Genomic DNA, 23,352 nt, shown 5'->3' with positions numbered 1-23,352 from the left:
AGGGAACGGTCACTGCACGATGGGGGCTCGGATCGGGGTGTCGTCGAAGACCTCGATGACACCCGAGGCGGCCGCCTTCGCGATCGCGGCGTCGAGGTTCGAGCACGACATCCGGGGCGCGCCGGGGCGGCCCTCGCGCCCGTCGTCGTCCCGGACGACGGGGCAACGACGGCGCGCGTCGGTGTTCCACTGGATGGACGTGTGCTCCCAGCTGTTCTTCTGCACGAGCACCTGCGCGGCGCATTCACCGCACCGCAACGGCGCCATCCGGTTCTGCATGTTCTCCGCTCCTAGCCCGCAGGGGTGGACTGCTCTTCGAGGGCCTTGCGGGCGATGTTCTCCTCGACTTCCTTCATCCAGGCGGCCACCGGGCGGGTGGTGTCCATCTCGAACTCGAAGCGGTCGGTCATCGCCGGCTCGACGTCCTCGACGTCGACGTAGAACTGCTCGTACCAGCGTCGCAGCTGGTAGACCGGGCCGTCCTCCTCGCACAGGAGCGGGTTGTCGATACGGGTCTTGTTCCGCCAGATCTCGATGTCCTGCTCGAAGCCCTTCGCGATGAAGTTCCCGAACTGCTGGGCGGTCTCCAGGGCCTGCTCGCCTTCGAGGCGGTCGGACTTCTTGACGATCATGCCGTACATCAGGACGAACTTGTCCTGGGAGACCGGGTAGTGGCAGTTGATGAGGACCGACTCGACGTCGTAACCCTCGTACTGGTAGACGAGATCGTCGATCATGAAGGACGGTCCGAAGTAGCTTGCGTCGGAGCGGCTTCCGAGCATCTTCGGTTGTCCTGCCGCGTGCGGACGGGTGTCCTCACGGGCCTGGCCTCGCATGAACTGGCTGGCCACCTGGCCTTCGAAGACGTTCTTGAAGTAGACCGGGAAGGAGTAGTGCACGTAGAAGAAGTGCGCCATGTCGACGATGTTGTCGATGATCTCCCGGCAGTTGGTGTCGACCTCGGTGGTGTACCAGACCCAGTCGGTCCACTCGTCGCTCGTCGCGCCTTCGATGCGCGGGATGGTCACGTCGGCGGGCGGCGGGTTCCCCTGAGGGTCGTGCCACACGAAGAGCATGCCGTCCTGATCGAGGGTGTGCCACGCACGGGTCTTGGCGATGGGAGGAACGCGCCGCGCGTACGGGATGTTCTTGCAGCGCCCGTTTCCGCCCCAGCGCCAATCGTGGAACGGACACGCGATCTCGTCGCCCTTGACCGTGCCCTGGCTGAGATCCCCACCCATGTGCCGGCAGTACGCGTCGAGGATCTTGATCTCGTCGTTGCTGTCGGCCCACACCACGAGCTTGGTCCCGAAGGCCTCGATCGAGTGCGGCTTGCCGTCCTTGAAATCCTTCGACAGACCGAGGCAGTGCCAGCCTCGGGCGAAGCGGGCGGGAGCCGACCCGGCGACGATCTCGCGGATCTCGGATTGTTCGGAAGTGCCGATGCTCACGGTCGTCCGTCCTTTCGGGAGGGAAGCGTTGAGGAGGTCAGGCGGCGGAGTCCGCTGGAGCATTCCGTCGCGATACGACCGAAACGCTAGGTGATCGGTATCACCCCTGATGAGGACATCTCACTGGTCGAGACCTTCCGCCGTCCTGAGACCGCGCCGGGTCGCGATCACGCAACCGGGGCAGGCTCGGCGGTCGGCATCAGGGCCGCTCGGCCGTTGGCGACGAACTCCTTCTCGATGCGTGCGCGTTCCGCGTCGTCGAGCAGCACGTACTCGGAGGTCCGTCCGACACGCACGTAGACCGTGTCGGAGGTGTTCCACGCGACCGCCCGCAACGGAGCCTTGTTCACCTTGTTGCTCCCCGTCAGCGGGATCCGGTCGGTGACGCGCACGAATCGCGGCCACCACTTGTCACCCATGTCGGGCTGCTCGGCGAGGGTCGCCCCGAAGACCACCGGATCGAACTCCGCACCGGGCTCGAGTTCGACGGCGCACATGACCTGATCTCCGGTCGTGGGATCGGGCACGGCGAAGACCGGGGCGGACAGAACGCCCGGCACCCGCAGGATGATGCGCTCGACCGGGGTGGCGGAGAAGTTCTCGCTGTCCACGCGAAGCCAGTCGGAGGATCTTCCGGCGAAGTAGAAGAAGCCGTTCTCGTCGCGGTACCCGAGGTCCCCCGACCAGAAATCGTCGCCCTTGACCCGGTCGGCCATCGCCTCGGGATTCTTGTAGTAGCCCTCGAAGGTGTGGGCGGCACCACACGCGACGATCTGACCGACGGCGTCACTGTTGAGGAGACGACCGGTCTCGTCGAAACGGGCGCGAGGGCACTCCTGCCCCGTGTCCTCGTCGAGGATCCGGACGTCGACACCTCCGACGGCGACGCCGAGCGATCCGGTCGGAGTGTCGGGGGTGCGGTTGATGCGGAAGACACCTTCGCTCATGCCGTAACCCTCGACGACCGTGCAGCCGAAGCGTTCGGAGAAGCGGGCCACGTCGGCTTCGGACGCCTCGGTGCCGAACGCGAGTTCGAGGGTGCTCGCGCGGTCACGGGGGTCCTCCGGCCGACTCAGGATGTACGACAGGGCGCGTCCGACATAATTGACGAAGGTGGCGCCGTAACGGTGGACGTCGGAGGCGAATCTGCTCGCCGAGAACTTCCGGATCAGACAGACGGTCGCGCCGGCATGCATGGCCGTGCCGAGGTTGAGCATGAGCGCGTTCCCGTGGAAGAGCGGCATGCACAGATAGGCCACCGAATCCTCGCGCATGCGCACACGCTCGGTCAGCGGCCCGAGGAGTCGGGCGAATCGTCCCTGACCGACGATGACGGCCTTCGGGGCACCGGTGGACCCGGAACTGAACAGCAGCAGCGCGATGTCGTCGGCGGACGGGATGGTCCCCGGCAGGTCCGCGCCGCGGAACGGCTCGAGGAACTGCCCGTACCGCGCGTCGTCGATGTCGTAGATCCTGTCGGCGGGCAACCCGTGGTCGGTGCCCTCGAGGAGATGGGCGAGGCGGGACTCGGTGACCACGAGGTCGATATCCGCGTGCCGGATGTCCCGGGCGATCTCCGGACCGCTACGGCTGGCGTTGATACCCACCACGGCCGCCCCGGCCAGAGCGCCCGCACCGATCCAGAACACGAAATCCGGGACGTTCTCGAGAAGTATCCCGATATGACGCTGCCGATCTGCCGGGGCGGGCACGGTCGCCACGATCGCGGCGGCACGATCGGCACTTTCCTGGACCACCTCGCCCCAGGTCCACTGCTGGTCCTCGAAACGCAACCCCACCTTCGGGTCACCGTGACGAGCGCGCACTACTTCTGCGAACGTGTCCAAGTCTTTCCTCCAGACGGTTGTGGCGATCAAGCGAAAGCGGCGCGACCGCCGGACAGAACGGCGCCGGTCTCCGTGACGACGTCGAAGCGGGCATCCGCTGCGTCACCCCAGGCGCGGACCTGTGCCGCATCGCCCGGGAAGACGGGGGCCGCGAACCGCCCGAACAGCATCGTCAGATCAGCCGGGTGCGCTCCGAGCATGTCGGCCAGGGGCAGCGTCGCGGCGGCGAGCGTGCACAGTCCGTGCAGGATCGGGCGGGGCTGTCCGATTCGCGCTGCGGCCTCGGGATCGATGTGGATGTGGTGCCGGTCGCCGGTCAGCCGGTAGAGCGCGGCCTGGTCGGCGTGGGTGGTGAGCGTGCCGACCAGGTCGGCCTCCCCCTCCGGCGCAGCCGGCGCCGACGGTCCGCGCTCGCCGCCGAAACCTCCCGCTCCCGGTGCGAACAACGACCAGGTCGCGACGAAGAACTCGCTCTCGACGACGACCTCGAACACCGCCGCCCGGCCCTTGTCCCAGACCTCACCGACGCGCGCCGACATCGCGATCTCCCCGGAACGCGGCAACGGTGCGAGCACCTCGAGGCTCTGGGAGCCGTGGAGCGCGGTGGACGTGTCGAAGGCACCGAGCGCACCGAGCGCATCCGGTGCCCACTGGGCCAGCGTCAGAGCGAACGTCGGCAGTACCCGCAGCCGCTCTTCGAACACGAGGTCGAGGTCCGTCGCACCGGCGCCCACCGCGAGCGCGTACAGGATCGCGTCCCGTTCGTCGTATCGGACCGTGCGGGCACCCAGGTCGTGGCCTCGCCACTGCGCGGGCGTCGACGTCGTTGCGGTCATTCGATCTCAGTCCTTTCTCATGGGGGCGCCGGGCGGCGGCCCGACGGAGACAGGACCTCGCTTTCCACAGACGCCCAGGTCACAGGCTAGGGAGAGCGGTGGTGACCGTCACCGCCCGTCCCACTCACCGGTACATTCGAGGTCGGGGTGACCCGTCGTGAGATTCTGGCGGTACGCACTCGATGGAGGAGGGGACGTTCGTGAAGCGTGCAGGGACACCGGTGGGATACAGGCGATGACCATCCCGTCCGATCCCTCCCATTTCCTCGATCAGCTGGTATCGCGCCTCACCGGCCCCGGCGGCGAGTTCGAGATCGTCGTGCAGGAAGTCCTGGGCACCGCGATGCCCGTCATGCGTAAACGTGACGTCGCCGTGGCGGATCTGCTCTCGCAGTCCCTCGTCTGGGGCGACCGCGAGTACCTGGTCACCGCCGATCGCCGGATCACCTTCGCCCAGAACGCACGCATGTCCTACGCCCTCGCCGCAGCCCTGCACGAGCGGTACGGGGTGCGCTCGGGCGACCGCGTGGCGATCCTGTCGGCGAACAGACCCGAATGGGTCACCGCGTTCTGGGCGACACAGGCCCTCGGCGCGATCTCGGTGGGATTGAACGCCTGGTGGGTCCAGCCGGAACTGGAGTTCGGTATCCGCCATTCGCGACCGCGGGTGGTGTTCGTCGACGGTCCGCGTACCGCGGCCGTCGCCGGCATCGATCGTGCGCAGACCGTGGTGTTGTCGATCGAGGAGGATCTACCGCGGCTGGTCGCGGAGTTCGACGGCGCGCAACCGCCGCCGCCGCGGGTCGCCGAGGACGATCCCGCCGTTCTCCTGTACACCTCGGGCACGAGCGGCGACCCCAAAGGTGCGTTGCACTCGCAACGGAATCTGCTGGCGGTGGTCGACTACCACCGGTACCTCGACGCGATCGCGACGATCTGGACCGGGGCTGCATACGACCGGTCGGTGCCGTCGGACTCCAGATATCTGCTGACGTCCTCGCTGTTCCACATCACGAGCCTGCACAACACGATCGTGCCGCGCCTGGCCACCGGCAGCACCGTGGTGATGAATCAGGGATGGTACGGGGTACATCCCGTGCTCGAACTCATCGAAGCGGAGCAGGTCACCCATTGGATGGCCGTGCCGTCGATGGCGGCGCGGATGCTCGAGGACGAAGACCTCGACAGATACGACCTGACCTCGCTGACACGCTTCACCCTGTCCTCGGAACCGTCGACACCCGAGTTCAAGCAGCGTCTGCGCGAGCGGCTCCCGTTCGGCAAGCACGCCATGGTCGACAGCTACACCATCACCGAGTGCAGCACGTCGATCGCGGTGGCCTCTGCCGCCGAACTCGAGGAGTTCCCCGGCACGGTGGGCGCGCCGATCATCACGGTGAGCCTCGAGATCCGGGATCAGACCGGCGCATGGCTGCCCGACGGCCGCGTGGGTGAGGTGTGTGTGCGCAGCCCCTTCGTCATGCTCGGCTACTGGGACGACGAAGCCGCGACAGCCGAGGCGATCACGCCCGACCGCTGGTTGCGCACAGGTGATTTCGGAGTTGTGGAGAACGGCCGGCTGCGTCTGGTGGGCCGGCGCGCCGACCTCATCCACCAGAACGGCGAAAATGTCTACCCGTCGGAGGTCGAACGCGTCCTCTCCCTGCACCCGGCGGTCCGCGAATGCATGGTGACCGGCGCTCCCCACCCGGAATGGGGTCAGGAGGTGGCGGCGGTGGTCGTGCTCGTCGAAGGCTCCACGGTCACCGTCGAGGAATTGACGACTTTCGCTTCCGAGCATCTCGCATACTTCAAGGTGCCGACGCAGTGGACGCTGACGTCCTCCCTGTTGCCGCGCAACGCTACTGGGAAGATCATCCGCAAGGGATGGCGCGACACGTCCGGACCCTGGTAACCGCACGCCTGCGCCTCACGAGCGCCACCGGGTGGACCGGGCCGGAGCCCGGCCCACCCGAACGGGGTCGGCTCAGCTCAACCGCTCGAGCACCATCGCCATGCCCTGGCCTCCACCGACGCACATCGTCTCGACACCGAACTGCTTGTCGTGGGTGCGCAGGTTGTTGATGAGTGTCGTGGTGATGCGGGCACCGGTCATTCCGAAGGGGTGACCGAGCGCGATCGCGCCGCCGTTGACGTTGAGCTTGTCCTCGTCGATACCGAGTTCACGAGCGGAACCGAGGACCTGGACGGCGAAGGCCTCGTTGATCTCGAACAGGTCGATGTCGTCGATTCCCATGTTCGCGTTGGCCAGAGCCTTGCGGGTCGCGTCGATCGGTCCGAGGCCCATGATCTCCGGGGACAGGCCCGAGACACCGGTGGAGACGACACGTGCGAGCGGGGTCAGCCCGAGTTCTTTCGCCTTGGTGTCGGACATGATCACCAGGGCGGCCGCACCGTCGTTGAGCGGGCAGGCGTTGCCGGCGGTCACGGTGCCGTCGGGGCGGAAGACCGGCTTCAGCTGGCTGACCGCCTCGTAGGTGGTGCCCGGACGCGGACCGTCGTCGGTGGACACGACGGTGCCGTCGGCGAGGGTCACCGGGGTGATCTCGCGCTCGAAGAAGCCGCTCTTGATGGCTTCCTCGGCCCGGTTGTGCGAACGCACGCCCCAGCGGTCCTGGTCCTCGCGGGAGATGCCGGTGTGCGAGGCGACGTTCTCGGCGGTCTGCCCCATGCCGAGGTAGACGTCCGGAAGCAGGCCTTCGTTGCGCGGGTCGGTCCACGCCACGCCACCCTCGGCGAGCTTCGCACTGCGCGCCTGCGCGTCGTCGAACAGCGGGTTCTTCGTATTCGGCAGTCCGTCGGCGTTGCCGGTGACGAAGCTCGACACCGACTCGACGCCGGCCGAGACGAACACGTCGCCCTCGCCGGCCTTGATGGCGTGCAGCGCCATGCGGGTGGTCTGCAGCGACGACGAGCAGTAGCGGTTGACGGTGACACCCGGCAGGAAGTCGTAGCCGAGCTGGACCGCCACGACACGCGCGATGTTGAAGCCGGACTGGCCTGCGGGCTGGCCGCAACCGAGCATGAGGTCGTCGATCTCGGCGGGATCGAGCTCGGGAACCTTCGCGAGCGCTGCGGCGACCATCTGCGTCGCGAGGTCGTCCGGACGGATCGACGCGAGCGAGCCCTTACGCGCTCGGCCGATCGGCGACCGTACTGCGGACACGATTACTGCTTCGGGCATCTTCTCTCCTCGATGTTCGGTCGTACTTCGACCCTACGACCCTTCGACCCTCTGGGTCCGGCGGCTATCCTGTGCTAACTTACCAAGCAATCGCTTGGTTCGGTACAGACGTTAGGAACATGCCATGGGCATCACCTCGACCTCCGACAGCGCCGGTATCACCACGGTCACCGTCGACTTCCCGCCCGTGAACGCTCTTCCCTCACAGGCCTGGTTCGACCTGGCCGAGGCCGTGACCACGGCCGGGCGCAGTCTCGACACCCACGCGGTGATCCTGCGCGCCGAGGGCAGAGGCTTCAACGCGGGTGTGGACATCAAGGAAATGCAGGCCACCGAAGGGTTCGACGCCCTGATCGCCGCCAACCACGGGTGCGCCGCCGCATTCGCCGCCGTCTACGACTGCGAGGTACCGGTGATCGTCGCCGTCAACGGCTTCTGCGTCGGAGGCGGCATCGGCCTCGTCGGCAACGCGGACGTCATCGTCGCCTCCGACGACGCCGTCTTCGGTCTGCCCGAGGTCGACCGCGGTGCGCTCGGCGCCGCAACGCATCTCGCGCGCCTCGTCCCTCAGCACATGATGCGCACCCTCTACTACACGGCGCAGAACGTCACCGCGCAGCAGCTCGAGCACTTCGGTTCGGTGTACAAGGTCGTGCCGCGCAGCGAACTGGACGCCACCGCACGCGAGGTCGCCGAGACGATCGCCGCGAAGGACACCCGCGTCATCCGCCGCGCGAAGGAAGCCATCAACCGCATCGACCCCGTCGACGTGAAGACGAGCTACCGCCTCGAGCAGGGTTTCACCTTCGAGCTGAATCTCGCCGGCATCGCCGACGAGCACCGCGACGAGTTCGTCGCAACAGGAAAGCCGCGCAGCAACAGCTGACGCCTCACACCACCAGGAGTTCGGAACACCATGCGTGACAAGAGAATGTCGCTCGACGACGTGGTCGGCGAGCTGCGCAGCGGAATGACCATCGGCCTCGGTGGCTGGGGGTCGCGCCGCAAGCCCATGGCCCTCGTGCGGGCGATCCTCCGCTCGGACGTGAAGGATCTGACCGTCGTCACCTACGGCGGCCCCGACCTGGGCCTGCTGTGCTCGGCGGGCAAGGTGAAGAAGGCCTACTACGGATTCGTCTCGCTCGACTCGGCACCGTTCTACGATCCGTGGTTCGCCAAGGCCCGCACGGGCGGCGAGATCGTCGCCCGCGAGATGGACGAGGGCATGATCAAGTGCGGCCTCGAGGCCGCCGCGGCACGCCTGCCGTTCCTGCCCATCCGCGCAGGACTCGGCTCGGCCGTCGTCGACTTCTGGGAAGGCGAACTGAAGACCGTCACCTCGCCGTATCCCGGCCCGGACGGCACCGAGACCCTCATCGCCATGCCGGCACTGAACCTCGACGCTGCGTTCGTGCACCTCAACATCGGCGACAAGCACGGCAACGCCGGCTACCAGGGTGTCGACCCGTACTTCGACGACCTCTACTGCATGGCCGCCGAGCGGCGCTACGTCTCGGTCGAGAAGATCGTCGAGACCGAGCAGCTCGTGAAAGAGGTTCCGCTCCAGCAACTCCTGCTCAACCGCATGATGGTCGACGGGATCGTCGAAGCGCCGAACGGGGCGCACTTCACTCTCGCGGGCGACAGCTACGGCCGCGACGAGAAGTTCCAGCGCCACTACGCCGAGTCCGCCAAGGACCCCGAGGCGTGGCAGGCATTCGTCGACCGCTTCCTCTCGGGCAGCGAGGACGACTACCAGGCCGCAGTCCAGAAGTTCGCACAGGAGCAGGCATGACCACCACCGAGACCGTGACCCGCGCCGAGTACTGCGCGATCGCATGCGCCGACATCTTCTCGGGTGCCGGCGAGATCATGGCGAGCCCGATGGCGACACTGCCGCAGATCGGCGCACGCCTGGCCAAGCTCACCACCGAGCCCGACCTGTTGATCACCGACGGTGAAGCACTCATCCTCGCCGAGGTCCCGGCCCTCGGCGCGAAGGCACCGATCGAAGGTTGGATGCCGTTCCGCAAGGTGTTCGACGTCGTGGCGTCGGGTCGCCGCCACGTCGTGATGGGCGCCAACCAGATCGACCGGTACGGCAACCAGAACCTGTCGGCCTTCGGTCCGCTCCAGCAGCCGACGCGTCAGATGTTCGGTGTGCGCGGCGCTCCCGGCAACACGATCAACCACGCGACCAGCTACTGGGTCGGCAAGCATTCCTCGCGCGTCTTCGTCGACACGGTCGACATCGTCTCGGGTGTCGGATACGACAAGGTCGATCCCGAGAACCCGGCGTACCGTTTCCTGGACATCGCGCGGGTCGTCACCAATCTCGGTGTCTTCGACTTCGGCGGCCCCGGCCACAGCTTCCGGGCGCTCTCGCTGCACCCGGGTGTCGAGGCCGCGACCGTCGCCGAGAACACGTCCTTCGAGGTCGCCGGTCTCGACGAGGCCGGTGTGACCCGCGAACCCACCGCCGAGGAACTGCGTCTGATCCGAGAGGTGATCGACCCCAAGGGACTCCGCGACCGTGAGGTTGCGCTGTGAGCACCCTGCGCACAGCACTGACGGAGCTCGTGGGCATCGAGCACCCCATCGTCCAGACGGGCATGGGCTGGGTGTCCGGCCCACGGCTGACCGCCGCGACGTCGAACGCCGGTGGCCTCGGCATCCTCGCCTCGGCGACGATGACCTACCCCGAACTCGAAGCGGCCGTGGCAAAGACGAAGTCGCTCACCGACAAGCCGTTCGGTGTGAACATGCGCGCCGACGCTTCGGACGCCGGCGAGCGCATCGACCTGCTGATCCGCGAGAAGGTCAAGGTCGCGTCATTCGCGCTCGCTCCGAAGAAGGAGCTGATCGCCAAGCTGAAGGATCACGGCATCGTCGTGATCCCGTCGATCGGTGCCGCCAAGCATGCCGTGAAGGTCGCCTCGTGGGGTGCCGACGCGGTGATCGTGCAAGGTGGCGAGGGCGGTGGCCACACCGGTCCCGTCGCGACGACGCTGCTGCTGCCGAGCGTGCTCGACGCCGTCGACATCCCGGTCATCGCGGCCGGTGGCTTCTTCGACGGTCGCGGGCTCGCGGCCGCGCTGTCCTACGGTGCTGCCGGTGTCGCGATGGGCACGCGGTTCCTGCTCACGAGCGACAGCGCCGTTCCCGATTCGGTCAAGCAGCAGTACCTCGCACGTGGTCTGCAGGACACCACCGTCTCGCTCAAGGTCGACGGCATGCCGCACCGGGTGCTCAACACCGACCTGGTGAACAGCCTCGAGAAGTCCACCTACGCGAAGGGACTGCTCGCGGCCGCCCGGAACGCGACGAAGTTCAAGGCGATGACGGGCATGAAGTGGTCGACGCTCGTCAAGGACGGCCTCGCCATGAAGAAGGCGAGCGACCGCACCTGGCAGCAGATCATCATGGCCGCCAACACCCCCATGCTCCTCAAGGCCGGTCTCGTGGAGGGCAACACCGAAGCCGGTGTGCTCGCCTCGGGTCAGGTCGTCGGCATGCTCGACGACCTGCCGAGCTGCCAGGAGCTGATCGATCGCGTCGTCGCCGAGGCCGTCGAGCGCATCGACGCCCTCTCGGCCCTGCGCCGGACGGAGTCGTCGGCCTAGTTCCCTCCGAATCGAGACCGGTGTTGTTGTCGATTTCTCGCGAAGAATCGACAACAACACCGGTTTCGTTCGTTTCCAGCAATCATTATTCGGTGGTGAGCGCACTCAGGAGAGTGCGGGTGCGGTGGAGCGACGCACGCGGATCGTCGCCGACAGGGAGGATTGCCGCCCAGACGTCGGTGACACCCGCATCGAGCAGTCCCTGCAGCTGCCGGCGCACCGACTCCTCGTCGCCGACTATGGCGATGTCCGCCGGGGTACTCGCGCCCGCCTCCTCCAGGACCCGCCGGTAGCTGGGCATTCCCGCGTAGGACGTGGCGGTCGCGGCGACCGCATCCCGCGCCGCGTCCGCGTCGTCGTGGACCGCGACGGGCAGTCCCGCCACGATGCGCGGCTCCGGCCGGCCCGCCCGCGCGGCGGCCGTGTGGATCGAGGGGGCGATCCGCGATTCGATCACCTTCGGCGCCGCCATCCACAGGACCGTGCCGTCGGCCCACTCCCCCGCGACCCGCAGCATCCGCGGCGACATGGCGGACAGCAGGACGGGCACCTCGTGCGCGACGGCGACCATCCGTCCCGCGCTGCGGGTGGACCATGCCTCTCCCCGGAAGTCCACCTCCTCACCGCGCAGGAGTGCGGTGACGATCCGGATGTACTCCTCGGTGTTCTGCCCCGGGGTGTCGTACGACAGTCCGTAGACGTCCCGGACCAGGCTCTCGTGCGACGGTCCCAATCCGAGCGTGAATCCCGGCCGGCCCATGGCCTCGGCGACGCCCGCGGCGCGGTTCGCCTGCAGCAGCGGGTGGCACGGGTAGGTCTGGAGCACGGCGGTGCCGAGCTCGATCGATCCTGTCTCCCGACCGGCCACCGCGAGAGCTGCCAGCGGGTCGCCCGCGACGGTGCTCGCGAACCACAGGGACGTGAATCCCTCGGCCTCCGCCTGCTGTGCCTGCTTCACGATCCTGTCCGTGGACGACGCTCCGCCCGTGAGCCCGATTCGCATCGACACCTCCGTGATCGCGTCCCCATTCGATGGTGAGAACAGTACTCTCAAACAAAGAGAGTATGGATTCCCGGCGGAAACTGTGGATGGCCGAGTCCGGATAGTTCCCACGATCGGAACCGACGTTGTTGTCGATCCTTCCCGGGATCAACGACAACAACATCGGTTCCGATCCGACTGACTACGGTCGTTGACGGATCCGCCGAGCTCGCGTTACCGTGCGCGGAACTGTTTACCGCAGGCATGGGGGCCCGGTGAGATCACGCACGGTCGCATTCGTCGTGGCGGCAATGACCGCTTGCACCATCACATCCACAGCACCGGCGACCGCCGATCCCAGCGGTGGCGCCTCCGGCGCATCCTGGCAGAGCCTCGTCGATGCCCCCGACGCCTATCCCGACACCGCCGTCGAGTGGGACGTACCCATCACATTGAGCGACGGGACGGTGCTCCGCGCCAACGTCTTCCGTCCCGCACACGCCGACGGCACGCCGATCGACGAACCCACACCGGTCGTCCTCGGTCTCACGCCGTACACGAAACTGTTGTCGACGCTGGCGTCGGTGGCGATGGAGGACCCGCAGTTCGCCCCACTCGTGGACGAACTCGGATCCGTCCTGAACTTCGGTGCCCCCTTCGACGGCATCACCGAACTCGCCGCCCCGGCATCCCAACTCGGCCGCGCCTTCGGACTCAACCGCGATCTCGTGCAGAACGGGTACACGCAGGTGATCGTCGACGTGCGGGGCACCGGTTTCTCCCACGGACAGTGGGACGTTCTCGGTCCGCGCGAGCAGCAGGACACCGTCGAGGTCATCGACTGGGCGGCGAAGCAACCGTGGTCGAACGGACGCGTCGGAACGACCGGCGTGTCCTATTCGGCGATCAACCAGATCCAGGCCGCCGGCCTACGACCTGAGGCACTCGACGCGGTCTTCGCCGTCGAACCCGGCAACGACCTGCTGCGCGACATCGTGGGCACCGGCGGCGCCGTGGGCGTGGGCTTCATGCCCGCCTGGCTCGGGCTCGTCAACGGGCTCAAGTGGGTTCCCGATATGGAAGCCCTCCTCCAGGGCCGGTTCGACGCGCAGTGGTTGCGCGACAGGCTCGCCGACCCCGCCACGAAGATCCCCGAACTCTTCGAGGTCCTCACCGCGCCGAGCATCGACGGTGTCTCCCCCGATGCCCTCTCGGTCGCTCAGGACGGCCCGTTCTACCAGGAACGGCAGGCCCGGCTCGAGTCGATCGAGGTGCCCACCTTCGTGTTCGGGAACTGGCACGACATCTTCGCCAACAGCGAGCCCGACATCTACAACCGGATTCCCGTCGAACCCGGCCGCAAGCAACTGGTGATGGGCGACGGCTACCACGCGATCCTCGGGACCGGATTCGGCACCCCGGGACATCCGCCGAACATCACGGCGCTCCAGCACGCCTGGTTCGACCGCTGGCTCAAGGACATCGACAACGGCATCGACGAGTACGGCCCGGTCACCCTGCTGCAGCAGGGCGGCGGTTGGGTCACGAACGACGAGTTCCCACGCAGCCCCGTCGACCACGAGAAGCTCTTCCTGTCGGCGGCTCCGAGCGGTACGGCCGGGCACGCTCTCCACGACGGCACGCTCGCGACGTCGGCGCCCGAAACCGCGCAACGACTCACCGTCGCCCCGGGACTGCGCGGCTTCTGTTCCCGTGAGGCCGCACAGGGCACCGCCGGCATCGCGGTGCTGCTGGGCGCGGGATGCACGAAGGACGCCCGGTTCAACGAGGCCGAGGGCCTCACCTTCACCAGCGGGCCGGTCACCGAACCGACCGTGCTCTCGGGACCGGTCAACGTGCACCTCGAGACCGTCCTCGACGCCACCGACGGATTCTGGTCGGTTTCCGTGAACGACGTGGCTCCGGACGGACGGTCCACCGTGCTCACCACCGGTTCCCTCGTCTCGTCGCTGCGGGCGATCGACGATTCGAAGAGCACGTTCACCGCCGACGGCGACTACGCGCAGGCACATCCGGTGCTGACCCTCGAGTCCCGGCAGCCGATCGTCCCGGGGCAACCGACGGCCCTCGACATCAGCACGCTGCCGACCGAGGCGGTGCTGCAACCGGGCCACCGCATCCGGGTGGACGTCTACGCCGCGAGCGTCCCGCGCTCGTTGCCGCTCGGCCCGATGCTGGTCGAGAGCGGACTGAGACCGCAGCACCTCGAACTCAACTCCACCGCACCGAGTTTCGTGACGATCCCCGTGGTGCGGTAGGTGTCACGTCAGCCGGCGCCGGATCGCTCCAGATTGCCCCGATCCCACGCACCGAGCCGGGCGGCCGCGTCGTAGGTGCTGCGCAGGAACTGGAGCAGTTCCGCGTCGGGATCGGCCGCGGTCCGCACCGCCTCGTAAGGCAGCACGAACTCTCCCAGCTCAGCGACATAGAGGGCGGCGTCCGGGCGCACCGGAGACTGGGCGAAGCCTTCGAGTGCGGGGTAGACGTACGAATAGAACGCCCCCTCGTCCCCACCGCCCGGCCAGAATCCACAGCTGCTGAGCTCGTGAGAGTATGCCTCCGTCATCACTTCGTCGGGGCAGTTCGGGATTCCCCCGGGATGGGGCGGAGCAGCGCGTCCGGAGAATCGGGTGCATGCAAGGTCCATCGCACCCCAGAAGAAGTGCACCGGACTGACCTTGCCGAGGAAGTCTGCTCGGAACCGGAGCAGGACACGGTGCGCCTGCACGAGTTGCCGCCAGAAGAGATGAGCCGCCTCGGAGTCGTACGAATCATGTTCACGGTCCTGTGCGAAGGGGATCGCCGGATCCACCTCGTTGGGTGTGCCCTGGATCCGGGTCGTGATACCCAGCTCGTCCAGAGCTCCGAAAGTGCGGGTGTAGAACTCCGCCACCGGTTGTGTGATGAGAGGCACCGAACGGCTGCGACCGTCGCTCGCACGGATGTGCAGGCGGTGCTCGAAGAAGTCGAACTCCATGTCGAAGACGGCATGCCCATAGGGAATCGACGAGGTGCCCAGCCCACGCGGCGTGACGTACAGCGTCGTCTGCCACCAGTGGTTGACCATCGGTGTATGGGCCATGCGGATCTTGCCGACGATCTGCAACCACATGTGAAGGGTGTCCCGGGTATCGGTCCATTCCGCTGTGCGCAGACTCGGCCACGCGTCACCGGACACAGGTGCTGGGTCGTTCACGATGCCTCCCGCGGTCCGGAAATCGACCCTACTCCGCCGAAGCCCGGGCCATGGCCCGGTCAGGAAGATTCCCGATACCGCGTGACAACAGTTCGCCGCTGTTTCAGCGAATTGCGCTCGGCACGGAGCCAGGCAGGGGTATCAGTGTCCCGTTGCGTACGGCACAGGCGCGGTCGACGAGAGTCAGCCGGCTCAGGTCGTGAGTGACCATCACGATCGCCACATCCCGATCCCGGCTCAGATCGGCGAGCAGGGCCACGACCTCGCGGCTGCGGTTCTCGTCGAGGGCCGAGGTGGGCTCGTCGACGAGCAACACCGAGGGGTCGTTCATCAGGCCTCGCGCGATGGCAACCCGTTGCCGTTGACCTCCCGACAGTTGGTGGGGACGCCGGTCCACGTGCCCGTCGAGACCCAATGAACACAACAGGTCCGTGGCACGGGCACGACTCTCGCGGACCGAGCCGCCGGCGAGATGGGACATCATCTGCAGTTGTTCGACTGCGGTCAACGAGGGCAGCAGGTTCGACTGCTGGAACACGAATCCGAGCTTCTCGCGTCGCATGGTCGTGCGCTCGTCACGGTCCAGTCCCGTCATGTCGCTGCCGTCGATAACGACACGACCCGAATCGGGGGTGATGAGCAGGCCGGCGACAGCGAGCAGGCTCGATTTGCCGGACCCGGACGGACCGGTCACAGCCACGAATTCACCGCGTCGGACCTCGAAATCCACGTCGTCGAGGACGCGTCGATGCCCGTCACCGTCGGGATAGCTGAGGACGATGTTGCGTAAGCAGATACTCATGTCGAAGTCCTTCGTTCTCGGTAGATGACTCATCGAGCGGCTGCAAGGGCAGCGAGCGGGTCGACCTTGGCGATACGGACCAGGGAAGCGGCCGCGCCGATCATGCCCGTCGCAACGAGGGCGAGGAACGGAACCACGGTGGTGGACATCGTGAGCGAGAACGGAACCGACTGCGAGGCTGCCGTTCCGAGACCGGCTGCGGCCAGGGTTCCAAGTCCGGATCCGAGTACCAACACGATCGAGCTCTGCCCGAGTGCGTCCTGGAGCAGGTAGCGGGTAGAGGCACCGACAGCCTTGAGCACAGCGAGGTCCTGGCCGCGCTGGATGGTCCATACCGTGAAGAAGGCTCCGACGACCAAGGCGCTGACGATCATCAGCATCGTCTGCATCAACAGCAGCGATCCACGCTCGGAGGTGTACGACCCGATCGCGTTCAGCGCGCCGCGGCCGTCGGTGACGGCCGTCCCGGTCGCCTCACCGACAGAATCGGCGTCGAACCCTGCGGAGGTCCGCAATGCAACGACGGTGCCGTCACTGCCACCGGCCGACGGCAGTGACATCCATGCGTCGTGGTCCATCCAGACCACGGGCTGATGACTGTAGAACGAGTCGTCGACCAGAGCGGTGATGGTGAATACCTTTCCGCTCATCGAAATCCGTGTTCCGTTCGTCCATCCGTTGTCATTGGCGAGGTCGGCGTCCACGGCTACCGAGCCGGCACCGAGCACGACCGGAGCGGCGAAAGAATGCCCGTCGACGCCGAACGCAGAAGCGGCAACTTCTCGACCGTCGACGCTGATCCGAGCGGGTGCCACCCCGATGATCGACGCAGCATCGACACCGTCGGCCTCCGCAAGTTCCGCATACTGCCGCGTCGTCACGGTCGACTCGGCGAACGAGACCGAGCGGCCATCGGGGGGAGCACCGAATGCGAAGTGGTCGGCGCCGATGTTCTCGATCGCAGCGATGGACCGATTACCCAGTCCGGAGGTCAGCCCCGACAGCGTGACCACCATCAGCGAAATGAGGAACAGGGCCGAGGTCATCAGCGTAAAGCGACCTTTGGCGAACCGGAGATCACGGAAAGCGAGGAACATGCATCTCAGCGTCGTGCAAGGAAACATTCCCGGCATCGCGCATTGGTTGGGTTCGCTGATCCATCGAAAGTTGGAGATCTTCGATCGGTGCGGTCGACGGCATAGTGCGGTATTAGAGTGGGCGAAATGCGGAATTCCGATGGGTCTCACTCGGGCGGGGCCGTGCCGGTGCTACGCGCCATGCAATTCGGCGCCCATCTGCTGTTCTTCCTGCTCCTCGCGGTGGGTGTCGTGCGCACGGTTACCGACAGTGCTCATCCCGTTCCGATCGTCGCGCTCGCTGTCGTGGTGGCGGGGTGGTATCTCTTCGGGATCTGGTTCGCGCGGCGTGAGGGCTTCGAGAACGGGGAGCCGGTACAGCGCCGATCGGGGCAGATCTGGTTCGCGGCGCTCGGGCTGGGCTGGTTGGCTCTCGTGGTGGCGGATGTCAACTTCGTCTGGCTGGCGTTCGCCCTGTTTTTCCTGTGCTTTCCCCTGTTCTCCACTCCGGTCGCGTTGACGGTGACGACCATGCTGACCGCGATAGCGATCGCAGCGACGCTGTGGCACGGCACCACGAACACGGTTGCCTCGATTCTCGGACCGGTGTTCGGGGCGGCAGCTGCCGCCGGAATGGCCGTCGTCTACCAGCAGTTGGTGCGGCAGTCCGCGCAGCGACAGCAGTTGGTGGACGAACTCACCGAGGCGCACCGAGAGCTGCTCGGGGCGCAGGACGAATTGGTCGCGCTGCAACGGGAAGCGGGCGCACTGACCGAACGTTCCCGCCTCGCGCGTGACATCCACGACACTCTGGCGCAAGGATTTTCGTCCATTCTGCTGCTCTCTCGAGCCGGGCAGCGCGCTCCCGACAATTCCGCGGCGATCTTCGCGCAGATCGCGGACACCGCGCAGCAGAATCTGATCGAGGCCCGCCGGGTGGTCGACGCGCTCGCGCCGGTTGCGCTCGAGTCCGCACCGCTCGAATCCGCGTTGCGGCGCCTGCTCGACCAACTCGAGCAGCAGACCGGGATCACCGGTGACCTGCTCACCGACAGCGATCCGATCCCGCTGGTGACGGACTTCGACGTCGCCTTGCTCCGCGTCGCCCAGAGTGCTCTCGCCAACGTGCGGTTGCATTCGCGGGCGCGTCGGGTACGGATGACATTGAGCTACGCATCCGACGAAGTACGGCTCGATATCGTCGACGACGGTATCGGCTTCGATCAACGTCAGGACGGTGGATTCGGCTTACGGTCGATGCGGGAACGACTGGCCGAACTGGGTGGCACACTCGTCGTGGAATCGGCACCCGGAGACGGAACCGCGGTTGCCGCAACCCTTCCGATCGGGCGGGTCGCATGAGTGCGGTACGTGTACTGCTCGTCGACGATCACCCGGTGGTACGGGCGGGACTACGCGCGTTGCTGGCGTCGCACGATGACATCGTGGTGGTGGCCGAAGCATCGTCGGGTGAGGAAGCCGTGGCTTCGGCGTCGGCCGCGAAACCCGATGTGGTGCTGATGGATCTGCGTCTGGGATCGGGGATCGACGGGGCGCAGGCGACCGCCCGGATCCTGACTGCGGCCGATCCGCCGAGGGTCGTCGTACTCACCACTTACGACACGGACGCGGACATTCTGCGCGCGGTCGAAGCCGGTGCGGCGGGCTACCTCCTCAAGGACACCGACCCGAAAGTGCTGATCGAATCGGTGTTCGCGGCGGCCCGTGGGGAGACCGTCCTGGACCCAGACGTGGCCCAGCGCCTTTACCGCCGCATGCAGCAGCCCCGCGCCGACCTCAGCGCCCGCGAAATCGAAGTGCTGTCGCTGGTCGCCGAAGGGTTGTCCAATCGCGCGATCGCCAAACAGCTCTTCGTCAGCGAGGCAACCGTGAAATCCCATCTGGTGCACGCGTTCACCAAATTGGACGTGGATAATCGCACCGCCGCAGTGGTCGCGGCGCGCGAGCGGGGCCTGATCGCGTGATCGGTGTCGAGGATCGGGTCAGGAGAACGAACCGTGTCTGCCCTCCCCGGACGCGAACCGCGCTGCCCCTCCGACCGTGTCGCTTCCAACGGACTCCGTGCCGAGGGCGAATTCGAATCCGAGCGCCTCGGATTCGGAGCGGCCGAACTGTTCGTAGACCGAGCGGCGGTCGTTGCGCATGCAGGTCTGTGGGAAGACTGTGATCTCCCTGGCCATGCGTTCGGCGGCGTCGCGCGTCGTTCCGGGTTCGACCACGCGGTTGGCCAGGCCGAATTCGCGTGCTTCCGCCGCACCGACGGGCCGGCCCGTCAGGATCATGTCCATGGCCCGACTCGTGCCGATCAGGCGCGGCAGCCGAACGGTGCCGCCGTCGATCAACGGCACCCCCCACCGGCGGCAGAAGACACCGAACACCGCGTCGGAGGAGACGACGCGCAGATCACACCAGATCGCCAGTTCGAGTCCACCGGCAACCGCGTAGCCTTCCACCGCCGCGATCACCGGTTTGGAAAGCACGAGGCGCGTCGGTCCCATCGGGCCGTCGCCGTCCGCACCGAGAACGTTCTGCCGGTCGGTACCGATCGATGTGAGATCCGCTCCTGCACAGAAGTTTCCACCGTCTCCGTGGAGGACAGCGACATCGGCGGCAGGGTCGGCGTCGAATGCCCTGAACACGTCGGCCAGTTCGGCGGCCATCGGACCGTCGACCGCGTTCCGGCGCTCGGGACGGGCCATGACCACGGTCGTCACCCGATCGCGCGTCTCGACGCGGATCGATTCGTACTTCGTCATGCCCGCCCTCCCCCGCTCAACAGCATCGGCTTCCCGGGTTCGCATCCGCTGCGGCGTGCCGCTCACGCCAGTAGTCGCGTTCGCTCAGCGGTGGTCGATCCGGATGCTGGCGGCGGTGCAGATCGACGTACCGCGCGTAGTCGTGGTCGCCCATGACGGCACCGATCCACCACCACGCACGACGCAGTACGGCGATCACGACCCGTCTCCGTCCTTGTGATGCGAGGCATGGGTGTGCGCGGCTCCCGGGGCCCGGACCTTGCCCGAGGCGATCAACTCGTCCCACTCCTTCTGCAGTTCCCGTTCGGCCGGTGTGGGCACGAAACCGGCGGGCGCGAAGATCTTCGACGGGACGTCAGGTGTCTCGGTGGTGGGCATACCTCCGGCGCGGATCGATCTGATGCACACCACCACCCCGGCCGCGACGACGATCAGCACGAGGCTCGCGAACACGATCGACAGGGTGCCCTGAATGAACGTGTTGCGGATGACGGCGTCGATCTCGTCGACCGTCCTCGCCGAACCGAATGTGGTTGCGCCGGAGTTCTTCGCGTCGACGAAAGCGCGGTGCTGGGCCCAGTACCCCACCGCGCGGTCGCCGGAGAAGATCTTCTGCCACGACGCCGTCATGGTCACGATCAGGTCCCACACCAACGGCACACCGGGGATCCAGGCCCACTTCACCAGTCCCTTCTTCACGACGATGGTGAGCACGACCGTCAGGGCGATCGCGGCGAGCAACTGGTTGGCGATGCCGAACAGCGGGAACAGAGTGTTGATGCCACCGAGCGGGTCGGTGACGCCCATCAGCAGGATCGCACCCCACAGGCCGACGACCACTGCGGAGCACAGCCACGCACCGGGACGCCAGGACGGATCCTTGAAGCGACGGGCCGGGCCACCGAAGTTGCCGAGCGAATCCGAGAGCATGAACCGCGCGACACGCGTTCCCGCGTCGACGGTCGTGAGGATGAACAACGCCTCGAACATGATCGCGAAGTGGTACCAGAACGATTTGAGGCTGTCGCCGCCGAACAGATCGCTGAGCACCTGCGACATGCCGAACGCGAGCGTCGGGGCACCACCGGTACGGGAGATGATCGACTCCTCCCCCACGCCCTCCGCGGCGGCGGAGATCTGCTCGGGAGTGATGTCCGGCGATCCCAGGCCGAGTCCGTTGACGTAGGCGGCGGCGGTCTCCGGGGTGCCGCCGGTGAGGGCGGCCGGTGCGTTGAGCGTGAAGTACAGGTGCTGGTCGATGATGCACGCGGTGACCAGGGCCATGATCGCGACGAACGACTCGGTGAGCATGCCGCCGTAGCCGATCAGCCGCGTCTGCTTCTCCTTCTCCAGCAGTTTCGGGGTGGTGCCCGAGGAGATGAGCGCGTGGAATCCCGACAGTGCGCCACATGCGATGGTGATGAACAGGAACGGGAACAGCGACCCCGCGAAGGCCGGGCCGTCACCGTCGATGGCGAACGACGTGACGTCGGGCATCTCCAGGGCCGGACGCGCGACGAGGATGCCGATGGCCAGCAGCACGATGGTGCCGACCTTCATGAAGGTCGACAGATAGTCGCGCGGGGCGAGCAGCAACCACACCGGCAGTACCGACGCGGCGAATCCGTAGGCGATCATCAGCCACGAGATCGTCACCGGGGAGAGGGTGAACCAATCGGCGCCCCAGTCGGTCTCGGCGACCCAGCCACCCGCGATGATCGCGACGAGCAGCAGGACGACGCCGATCAGTGACACCTCCGCGACCTTGCCGGGTCGCAGGTAGCGCAGATAGACGCCCATGAACAGCGCGATGGGGATCGTCATGGCGATGGAGAACAGGCCCCACGGACTGTCGGCGAGCGCGTTCACGACCACCAATGCCAGCACCGCGATCAGGATGATCATGATGACGAAGACCGCGATGAGCGCCGCGACGCCACCGATCGGTCCGAGTTCCTCGCGGGCCATCTGGCCGAGGCTGCGCCCGCGGCGGCGCGACGAGATCCACAGGACGAGGAAGTCCTGGACCGCACCGGCGAAGACGACACCGACGATGATCCAGATCGTGCCGGGCAGATAACCCATCTGCGCGGCGAGCACCGGGCCGACGAGTGGGCCCGCGCCGGCGATGGCGGCGAAGTGGTGGCCGAACAACACCCGACGGTCCGTCGGCATGTAGTCCTTGCCGTTCTCGAGTTCCTCCGCAGGTGTCGCACGGTCGTCGCGCGGCTGCACGATCTTGCGTTCGATGAACTTCGCGTAGAAGCGATAGGCGACGAGATAGGTGCAGACGGCGGCGATGACGAACCAGACGGCGTTGATCTCCTCGCCGCGCACCAACGCGATCATCGACCACGCGAACGCGCCCAGAACTGCGAGGACGAGGAAGACGATGCGTGCGGTCGGCGAGATGGGAGTGCGGTCGACGACACCGACGGGTGGCAGATCGGGATCGGTCCGAAGATATTCGACGTCCGGACGTTCCTCCGGGAGGGACTGCGACGCGATGTCCGACACCGGTTCCGGGGGCATGGCTGCTCCTCACCAGGACCGTCGCGAATCCGCGGAGTGTCGGCGACGGACCTCGACAACGTGCACGCTGCTGACGTGCGTGACGCTACCGGACCGGACCCTCTCTCCGACGGCAGTTCGGGCGCCTGGTGCGGAACGGTCCCGGACGCCTGTCGCCCGATCGGATCGACCACACTGGAGTGAAAAGCGCCACCGACAGGAGCACGAATGACTCACGCAGAACTCGACATACCGATTCGTCGCGGTGACCGGCCGACGACGACTCCCACCAATCCTCACATGCAACTCGACCAGAACGCTCCGGTCGAATGGCAGAACAGGTTGCGCGACCATGCGCTGGCACTGCCGGGCGTCACGCGCGGCGCCAGTGGGGTGTCCGTGCCCGGCACTGTTGCGTTCTTCCTTCACACGCCACCGGAACCGCCGTCGATTCCCGACATTCTGGGCGGCGAGTGGGGACACATCCATCCGCACTCCGACGGCAGCCTTCATGTCAACCTCCCGACGCGTCTCGCCGAGAAACTGATCGACGCGGGCTGGGTCGAGTACCACAGCCTGGTCGGCCGTGGTGTCCTCCCACCGATCGTCGTCATGCTCTACGGTCCGCGCGACGAGGACGAGTTCGCCGTCTGCTCGGCGATCGTCGAAGAGGCGTATCTCGCTGCGGGTGGGCAGCGCGCGGATGCGAGCGGGCGGCCGCTCGGGCTCGCAGCTATCTGATCCCGGCCGCGTCAGCTCTGCGCTGCGATCCTCGCGCGCACTTCGGGCCGGCGCAGCGGCGGAACCGTCGGCGGTGGGTGCCGACGATCGGGAAGGGCTTCGAGTAGGCGCGTGGTCGTTGCGGTGACCTCGGCGACGGCCTGCTCGAAAGGCTCGCGCGTGGCATCGGAGAGTTTGTGGATCCCGCTGACCTTACGGACGTACTGCCGCGCGGCCGCTTCGATCTCCTCGGCGGTCGCAGCCGGCTCGAGCCCGCGCAGCTCCGTGATGTTCCGGCACATGCT

22 protein-coding genes are annotated in these 23,352 nt (G+C 66.8%); 9 read left to right on the top strand and 13 right to left on the bottom strand.

Annotated elements, in window-relative coordinates; translation table 11 throughout:
- Nucleotides 1–9: 9 nt before the first annotated feature.
- The 4 genes from C6Y44_RS03000 to C6Y44_RS02985 all read right to left on the bottom strand — a co-directional run bounded on the left by C6Y44_RS03000 (nucleotide 10) and on the right by C6Y44_RS02985 (nucleotide 4,134).
- Nucleotides 10–279 carry a hypothetical protein gene (locus tag C6Y44_RS03000; protein ID WP_120281345.1) on the bottom strand — a complete coding sequence of 90 codons (270 nt, stop codon included), beginning with the start codon at nucleotides 277–279 and terminating at the stop codon, nucleotides 10–12.
- Between the two features lie 11 nt (nucleotides 280–290).
- Complete coding sequence (locus C6Y44_RS02995; RefSeq protein ID WP_120281344.1) at nucleotides 291–1,451, bottom strand: Rieske 2Fe-2S domain-containing protein; 1,161 nt, start codon at nucleotides 1,449–1,451, stop codon at nucleotides 291–293.
- 167 nt (nucleotides 1,452–1,618) lie between these two features.
- Nucleotides 1,619–3,298 carry an AMP-binding protein gene (locus tag C6Y44_RS02990; protein ID WP_159416776.1) on the bottom strand — a complete coding sequence of 560 codons (1,680 nt, stop codon included), beginning with the start codon at nucleotides 3,296–3,298 and terminating at the stop codon, nucleotides 1,619–1,621.
- A gap of 26 nt (nucleotides 3,299–3,324) precedes the next feature.
- Nucleotides 3,325–4,134, bottom strand: coding sequence for a MaoC/PaaZ C-terminal domain-containing protein (locus tag C6Y44_RS02985; protein ID WP_120281342.1), 810 nt, complete (start codon nucleotides 4,132–4,134; stop codon nucleotides 3,325–3,327).
- Between the two features lie 235 nt (nucleotides 4,135–4,369).
- Here C6Y44_RS02985 and C6Y44_RS02980 point away from each other — a divergent pair, with 235 nt between their 5' ends.
- Entirely contained in the window at nucleotides 4,370–6,049 is a 1,680-nt protein-coding gene (locus tag C6Y44_RS02980; RefSeq protein WP_159416777.1) for a class I adenylate-forming enzyme family protein, read from the top strand.
- Between the two features lie 72 nt (nucleotides 6,050–6,121).
- Here the strand turns inward: C6Y44_RS02980 and C6Y44_RS02975 are convergent, their stop codons facing one another.
- Nucleotides 6,122–7,339 (bottom strand): acetyl-CoA C-acetyltransferase, encoded by a 1,218-nt coding sequence (locus C6Y44_RS02975; protein ID WP_120281340.1) that lies wholly within the window; start codon nucleotides 7,337–7,339, stop codon nucleotides 6,122–6,124.
- Between the two features lie 124 nt (nucleotides 7,340–7,463).
- On the opposite strand from C6Y44_RS02975, the gene echA20 reads away from it, so the two are divergent.
- From echA20 to ipdC, 4 genes are read left to right on the top strand one after another with little or no spacing between them, the layout of a single operon-like run.
- Entirely contained in the window at nucleotides 7,464–8,225 is a 762-nt protein-coding gene (echA20, locus tag C6Y44_RS02970) for a (7aS)-7a-methyl-1,5-dioxo-2,3,5,6,7,7a-hexahydro-1H-indene-carboxyl-CoA hydrolase (RefSeq protein ID WP_120281339.1), read from the top strand.
- Between the two features lie 30 nt (nucleotides 8,226–8,255).
- Nucleotides 8,256–9,134: a cholesterol ring-cleaving hydrolase subunit IpdA gene (gene ipdA / locus C6Y44_RS02965; protein WP_183070638.1), complete on the top strand. Its 879-nt coding sequence runs from the start codon at nucleotides 8,256–8,258 to the stop codon at nucleotides 9,132–9,134.
- Complete coding sequence (ipdB, locus tag C6Y44_RS02960; protein ID WP_159416778.1) at nucleotides 9,131–9,889, top strand: cholesterol ring-cleaving hydrolase subunit IpdB; 759 nt, start codon at nucleotides 9,131–9,133, stop codon at nucleotides 9,887–9,889. The genes ipdA and ipdB overlap by 4 nt, the downstream gene beginning before the upstream one ends.
- Nucleotides 9,886–10,962 carry a (3aS,4S,5R,7aS)-5-hydroxy-7a-methyl-1-oxo-octahydro-1H-indene-4-carboxyl-CoA dehydrogenase gene (gene ipdC, locus C6Y44_RS02955; protein ID WP_159416779.1) on the top strand — a complete coding sequence of 359 codons (1,077 nt, stop codon included), beginning with the start codon at nucleotides 9,886–9,888 and terminating at the stop codon, nucleotides 10,960–10,962. Before ipdB ends, ipdC begins: the two co-directional genes overlap by 4 nt.
- Before the next feature lie 85 nt (nucleotides 10,963–11,047).
- Here ipdC and C6Y44_RS02950 read toward each other — a convergent pair whose 3' ends face one another.
- Nucleotides 11,048–11,965 carry a TIGR03564 family F420-dependent LLM class oxidoreductase gene (locus tag C6Y44_RS02950; protein WP_159416780.1) on the bottom strand — a complete coding sequence of 306 codons (918 nt, stop codon included), beginning with the start codon at nucleotides 11,963–11,965 and terminating at the stop codon, nucleotides 11,048–11,050.
- 290 nt (nucleotides 11,966–12,255) lie between these two features.
- On the opposite strand from C6Y44_RS02950, the gene C6Y44_RS02945 reads away from it, so the two are divergent.
- Nucleotides 12,256–14,223: a CocE/NonD family hydrolase gene (locus tag C6Y44_RS02945; RefSeq protein WP_225623707.1), complete on the top strand. Its 1,968-nt coding sequence runs from the start codon at nucleotides 12,256–12,258 to the stop codon at nucleotides 14,221–14,223.
- An 8-nt stretch (nucleotides 14,224–14,231) separates the two neighbouring features.
- Here the strand turns inward: C6Y44_RS02945 and C6Y44_RS02940 are convergent, their stop codons facing one another.
- From C6Y44_RS02940 to C6Y44_RS02930, 3 genes are all read right to left on the bottom strand, one after another.
- Nucleotides 14,232–15,164, bottom strand: coding sequence for a DUF5996 family protein (locus C6Y44_RS02940; RefSeq protein WP_159419047.1), 933 nt, complete (start codon nucleotides 15,162–15,164; stop codon nucleotides 14,232–14,234).
- 100 nt (nucleotides 15,165–15,264) lie between these two features.
- The gene (locus C6Y44_RS02935) at nucleotides 15,265–15,963 is read right to left on the bottom strand and encodes an ABC transporter ATP-binding protein (RefSeq protein WP_159416781.1); all 699 of its coding nucleotides are present in this window, start codon (nucleotides 15,961–15,963) and stop codon (nucleotides 15,265–15,267) included.
- Nucleotides 15,964–15,992: 29 nt separating this feature from the next.
- Nucleotides 15,993–17,060, bottom strand: coding sequence for an ABC transporter permease (locus C6Y44_RS02930; protein WP_024102903.1), 1,068 nt, complete (start codon nucleotides 17,058–17,060; stop codon nucleotides 15,993–15,995).
- A 180-nt stretch (nucleotides 17,061–17,240) separates the two neighbouring features.
- Here C6Y44_RS02930 and C6Y44_RS02925 point away from each other — a divergent pair, with 180 nt between their 5' ends.
- Nucleotides 17,241–18,401, top strand: coding sequence for a sensor histidine kinase (locus tag C6Y44_RS02925; RefSeq protein ID WP_225623706.1), 1,161 nt, complete (start codon nucleotides 17,241–17,243; stop codon nucleotides 18,399–18,401).
- Nucleotides 18,398–19,024, top strand: a complete 627-nt coding sequence (locus C6Y44_RS02920) for a response regulator (protein ID WP_159416782.1) — start codon at nucleotides 18,398–18,400, stop codon at nucleotides 19,022–19,024. Before C6Y44_RS02925 ends, C6Y44_RS02920 begins: the two co-directional genes overlap by 4 nt.
- An 18-nt stretch (nucleotides 19,025–19,042) precedes the next feature.
- On the opposite strand, the gene C6Y44_RS02915 is transcribed toward C6Y44_RS02920, so the two are convergent.
- Genes C6Y44_RS02915 through C6Y44_RS02905 form a run of 3 tightly spaced genes read right to left on the bottom strand, consistent with a single transcriptional unit; the run spans nucleotide 19,043 to nucleotide 22,348 of the window.
- Nucleotides 19,043–19,816, bottom strand: coding sequence for a crotonase/enoyl-CoA hydratase family protein (locus tag C6Y44_RS02915; protein WP_159416783.1), 774 nt, complete (start codon nucleotides 19,814–19,816; stop codon nucleotides 19,043–19,045).
- Nucleotides 19,817–19,832: 16 nt separating this feature from the next.
- Nucleotides 19,833–20,015 (bottom strand): YbdD/YjiX family protein, encoded by a 183-nt coding sequence (locus C6Y44_RS02910; RefSeq protein ID WP_174246939.1) that lies wholly within the window; start codon nucleotides 20,013–20,015, stop codon nucleotides 19,833–19,835.
- Entirely contained in the window at nucleotides 20,012–22,348 is a 2,337-nt protein-coding gene (locus C6Y44_RS02905; protein WP_404817783.1) for a carbon starvation CstA family protein, read from the bottom strand. Before C6Y44_RS02905 ends, C6Y44_RS02910 begins: the two co-directional genes overlap by 4 nt.
- Before the next feature lie 207 nt (nucleotides 22,349–22,555).
- Here C6Y44_RS02905 and C6Y44_RS02900 point away from each other — a divergent pair, with 207 nt between their 5' ends.
- A complete protein-coding gene (locus C6Y44_RS02900) occupies nucleotides 22,556–23,068 on the top strand; it encodes a luciferase domain-containing protein (protein WP_159416784.1) in 513 nt (170 codons plus the stop codon).
- A gap of 11 nt (nucleotides 23,069–23,079) precedes the next feature.
- Here C6Y44_RS02900 and C6Y44_RS02895 read toward each other — a convergent pair whose 3' ends face one another.
- Nucleotides 23,080–23,349: a DUF2277 domain-containing protein gene (locus C6Y44_RS02895; protein WP_192378624.1), complete on the bottom strand. Its 270-nt coding sequence runs from the start codon at nucleotides 23,347–23,349 to the stop codon at nucleotides 23,080–23,082.
- Nucleotides 23,350–23,352 lie beyond the last annotated feature (3 nt).

Origin of the sequence: Rhodococcus rhodochrous, assembly GCF_014854695.1 — a bacterium.
Taxonomy (GTDB): domain Bacteria; phylum Actinomycetota; class Actinomycetes; order Mycobacteriales; family Mycobacteriaceae; genus Rhodococcus.
Note: the sequence above shows the minus strand (reverse complement) of the source record. Positions and strands in the feature narration are given on the sequence as shown.